Origin of the sequence: Cryobacterium sp., assembly GCF_026786305.1 — a bacterium.
GTDB lineage: Bacteria > Actinomycetota > Actinomycetes > Actinomycetales > Microbacteriaceae > Cryobacterium.
In genome coordinates this window covers 1-4,097 of the sequence record NZ_JAJAYI010000026.1, presented here as the reverse complement: position 1 = coordinate 4,097, position 4,097 = coordinate 1, and the positions used below count along the sequence as shown (strand labels likewise).

Below are 4,097 nucleotides of genomic sequence, written 5' to 3'. Positions count from 1 at the left end.
TGTGGTGGACCCGCTCCGTGAGAGTTCGCAGAGTGCGGCGTCGATTGCGAGGAAAATCCAGCGCAATTCGACCGTACTGGGAACGTTCACAGATTGACAAGTCGGAATGACGACACGGCCCCGGGCGTGACGCATGCCGGCAACACGGCACAGGAGGACCGCCGTCCCCTCGACCGGCGGTCCTACTCGAGTCGCGCGTCAGCTACTTGCCGTCGAGGTACCCGTTCGGGTTGAGCACGTACTTCGTCGCGGCACCCGCGTCGAACTCGGCGTAGCCGCGGGGGGCCTCGTCGAGCGTGATCGCCTTGGCGTTGACGTTTCTCGCAATGCTGACCCGGTCGTGCAAAATCGCCATCATGAGACTGCGGTTGTACTTCATCACCGGGCACTGTCCGGTCGTGAAGGCCAGCGATTTCGCCCAGCCGGTGCCGAGGCTGAGGGACAGCGAGCCCCTCTTGGCGGCCTCGTCGACCCCGCCCGGGTCACCGGTGACGTAGAGGCCGGGGATGCCGAGCGCTCCGCCCGCCGCAGTGACGTCCATGAGCGAGTTGAGTACGGTGGCGGGAGCCTCGCCGGAGTCCTTTCCGTGGCCCCTCGCCTCGAACCCGACGGCGTCGACGCCGCAGTCGACCTCCGGCACGCCGAGGATCTGGTCGATCTGACCGGCCAGGTCGCCCATGGTGAGGTCGATCGTCTCGCAGCCGAAGCTACGCGCCTGGGCGAGCCGATCGGCATTGAGATCGCCGACGATGACCGCCGCAGCGCCGAGCAGCATCGCGCCGCTCGCCGCGGCGAGTCCGACGGGCCCGGCACCGGCGATGTAGACCGTCGACCCGACCCCGACACCGGCCGAGACCGCTCCGTGGAACCCGGTGGGGAAGATGTCGGAGAGCATGGTGAGGTCCATGATCTTCTCGAGCGCCTGGTCCCGGTCCGGGAACTTCAGCAGGTTCCAGTCCGCGTAGGGCACGAGGACATACTCGGCCTGGCCCCCGACCCAGCCGCCCATGTCGACGTAGCCGTAGGCACTGCCGGGGCGGTCGGGGTTGACGTTGAGGCAGATGCCCGTCTTGCGCTCCTTGCAGTTGCGACACCGGCCGCAGGCGATGTTGAACGGCACCGAGACGATGTCGCCGATCTTGATGAACTCGACGCCGGGGCCGCACTCGACGACCTCGCCCGTGATCTCATGGCCGAGCACGAGGTCACTCGGAGCTGTTGTGCGGCCGCGGACCATGTGTTGGTCCGAGCCGCAGATATTGGTGGCGATGGTGCGCACGATCACGCCGTGGGGCACCTTCCTGCCCACGTTCGCGGGGTTCACCCCCGGTCCATCCTTCAATTCGAATGTGGGGTAGTCGATATCGATGACTTCGACTTTCCCCGGGCCCTTGTAGGCAACGGCTCTGTTTCCCGACATGGTTTTCCTCTCATTGTTTTCTTCAGGGTGACTGAGTGGTGCTGAGGGAGGCCCCCGGATCGCTGTGTGGTGACGGGGGTTCATTCGACGCTAACCGCCGCGTACGGGAATCGCCATGGGGTTGCAAAGAAGGGTGCCTGCGCAACTCGAGATGGCCCCGGGCAACGAAAAACCCCCCGAACTACCAAGGGGCTGCGTCTGTGGGCGATACCGGACTCGAACCGATGACCTCTTCCGTGTGAACTCTTATCGCGCACCTGAAACGATGCGGGGCCACGCCAAATTCGTGGCTAGTCGGCTGATCACAGACCTCTCGAATTGACTGGGTTTCGGCTAATGGTGTGGGCGTTTTGTGGGAGAGCCACTGCCTGCTGGCGGGTTCGGGACCGGCCCCGGGACCAGCGAGCACACCCCGGTTCCGGTTCATTGTCGGCCTCGACGTCGCTGTCGCTGTCGCCATACTGGTTCCATGCTGCGTGACACCAAACTGACGAAGTCCATCGGAGAGCACCATGTCTGCGCCGGGGTCGATCGCCACGGATGGGCCACGGCGCTGCTAGGAGTCCTGTGCTGAGCGCACGAACTCGCGTTACCCGGCAGCGCTCGAGCGTGTGATGCGATCGCGAATGGCGATGGCGAGTCCGTCACCGTCGGGCGCCATCACTCTCACCACGGCGAGGCCCTGTCGGTCTGCCTCGCGCAACGCCGCATACAGTGCGCGCGCATACTCGCCGTCAGACGATGGTGCGGCGAGTCTGATCACTTGCGGCGGGGTGTCGACCTCATGACCCGCGATGAGCCCCTCGCCGGCTGCGCTGGTGCCTCCGATGACGACCTTCGCCTGCGGAGAGTAGTGCTGCAGGTGTGAGCCTGACACTCGCACCCGGGGGCGCTCGCCGCTGGCAACAGCCAACCCCGTGCTGGCTTCGATCATCGCCCCCGTGATGGCGCCCGGCCTGAGAATGGTTGGGCTGCCCTGAGTGCAGTCGATGATGGTCGACTCAACCCCCACGGCAGATGCTCCGCCGTCGAGAATCATGTCGGTCGCGGCAAGATGGTGCTGCAGTTCTGAGCGCACCGCCGCGGCGTCGGTCGGAGAAACCGCGCCGTAGCGGTTGGCGCTCGGGGCGGCTACACCATGGCCACCTCGGGCGCGAAATTCTCGAAGCAACTGCAGGGCAACAGGATGATCAGGAATTCTGACCCCCACGCTGTCTTGCCCGCCCGTGACGGCATCGCGAGCATGCTCGCTCCGCCTCAGAATGAGGGTCATCGGGCCTGGCCAGTAGCGCCTCATCAGTGCGGTGGCGTAATCGGGAACATCCTGCACCCAGTAGTCAACATCGCCCAGATCTGCGATGTGCACGATCACCGGATGGTCTGCCGGTCGATTCTTTACCGCATACATGCGCGCGATTGCGTCGCCGTTGTCGGCATCGACCCCGAGCCCGTAGACCGTTTCGGTCGGAAAGGCGACCAGGCCGCCCCGCATGAGAGCGTTAGCGGCCTGGCGCACCTCAGCGGGATCGACGGTGGGTTCAGCGTCAACGGCAGGGTTGGTGATGAAACTCTTGGACACTACGAGTATTCCCGTTGATACGCGGGCACGCTGAATGCCGCGTTTGTGTTCTGGCTCAGCAACTCATGAACCGGCGGTTTATCGACAGAGTCGATCACGTGTTCTCCCTTGGGGGGCAAGCGTGGAACGCAGACCGAGGATGGAATGTCAGTCGCGAGCAGAATGATTCTCAGCAGATCACATACCGGCGACAGGCGCCACTCTGAGCTGGAAAAGGGAGTGTGAAGATGCAGTCGAGTTCGGGCCATTGGGTGGTCGTCGGCGCCCCGGCGAGCCCTGCCGAACAGCAGGCTCTCGACACTGTGCGTGATCTGCTGCCCGACGACGGCATCACCCACGCGCGGGCGAACCTAAGGTTCATCAGTTGCGACGGCAGCACGTCTGAGGTGGACGTGCTGCTGCTCACGAAGTCCGGGCCTCTCATCGTCGAGCTGAAGGGCTGGTACGGCTCGGTGACCTGCGAGCTGACCACCTGGACGCGAGACACTGGCCGAACAATCCGTCGCTTCGGCAACTCCTACCCCACAGCCGACAGCAAAGCGAAGAAGCTCGCATCAATTCCGGGCGACGCAGCCGCCACGGTTCCGGGCAAGACGAAGGTGCCGTTCATCCGGAGTCTCGTGGTCATGCACGGCGCGGGGTCGACGGTGACAACGGCCGACGCGTCCCGTTACGGGCCTTGGGCCCTCGACGGGTTCGAGGTGCGTGGGATTCTTGTGGGTACGCGCCCGAGCTCGGGGGACCTTCATTCCTCGATTGCCTCGTAAGGGCAGCAGATCGGCGAGGGTTTGGTGGGCGATACCGGACTCGAACCGATGACCTCTTCCGTGTGAAGGAAGCGCGCTACCAACTGCGCCAATCGCCCTGCGCGATAATCCTGCCACATGCGCCAGCACGGCACGGACACCCGCACGCGCGTCGAGCGGAGACACGCCCACCCGCCGACACCCGATTGGCCCAATCGCATCCCATCGGATAGAGTTCCAAAGCACGCAGAGATGCGAGTAATGCGGATGTGGCGCAGTGGTAGCGCATCACCTTGCCAAGGTGAGGGTCGCGAGTTCGAATCTCGTCATCCGCTCGAAATATGTCTCACGT

The 4,097-nt window shown here is 64.4% G+C and carries 3 protein-coding genes and 2 tRNA genes; 2 read left to right on the top strand and 3 right to left on the bottom strand.

Annotated features, from left to right (window positions below; all coding sequences use genetic code 11):
• Nucleotides 1–202: 202 nt before the first annotated feature.
• The gene (gene fdhA, locus LH475_RS02675; protein WP_297412807.1) at nucleotides 203–1,420 is read right to left on the bottom strand and encodes a formaldehyde dehydrogenase, glutathione-independent; all 1,218 of its coding nucleotides are present in this window, start codon (nucleotides 1,418–1,420) and stop codon (nucleotides 203–205) included.
• Between the two features lie 589 nt (nucleotides 1,421–2,009).
• Nucleotides 2,010–2,999, bottom strand: a complete 990-nt coding sequence (locus LH475_RS02670) for an L-threonylcarbamoyladenylate synthase (protein WP_297412805.1) — start codon at nucleotides 2,997–2,999, stop codon at nucleotides 2,010–2,012.
• Nucleotides 3,000–3,226: 227 nt separating this feature from the next.
• Between LH475_RS02670 and LH475_RS02665 the strand changes: the two genes are divergently transcribed.
• Nucleotides 3,227–3,766 carry a nuclease-related domain-containing protein gene (locus LH475_RS02665; RefSeq protein ID WP_297412804.1) on the top strand — a complete coding sequence of 180 codons (540 nt, stop codon included), beginning with the start codon at nucleotides 3,227–3,229 and terminating at the stop codon, nucleotides 3,764–3,766.
• 22 nt (nucleotides 3,767–3,788) lie between these two features.
• Here LH475_RS02665 and LH475_RS02660 read toward each other — a convergent pair.
• Nucleotides 3,789–3,864: transfer RNA gene (locus LH475_RS02660), tRNA-Val, on the bottom strand.
• A gap of 144 nt (nucleotides 3,865–4,008) precedes the next feature.
• On the opposite strand from LH475_RS02660, the gene LH475_RS02655 reads away from it, so the two are divergent.
• Nucleotides 4,009–4,080 (top strand) — tRNA-Gly (locus LH475_RS02655).
• Nucleotides 4,081–4,097: the final 17 nt, after the last annotated feature.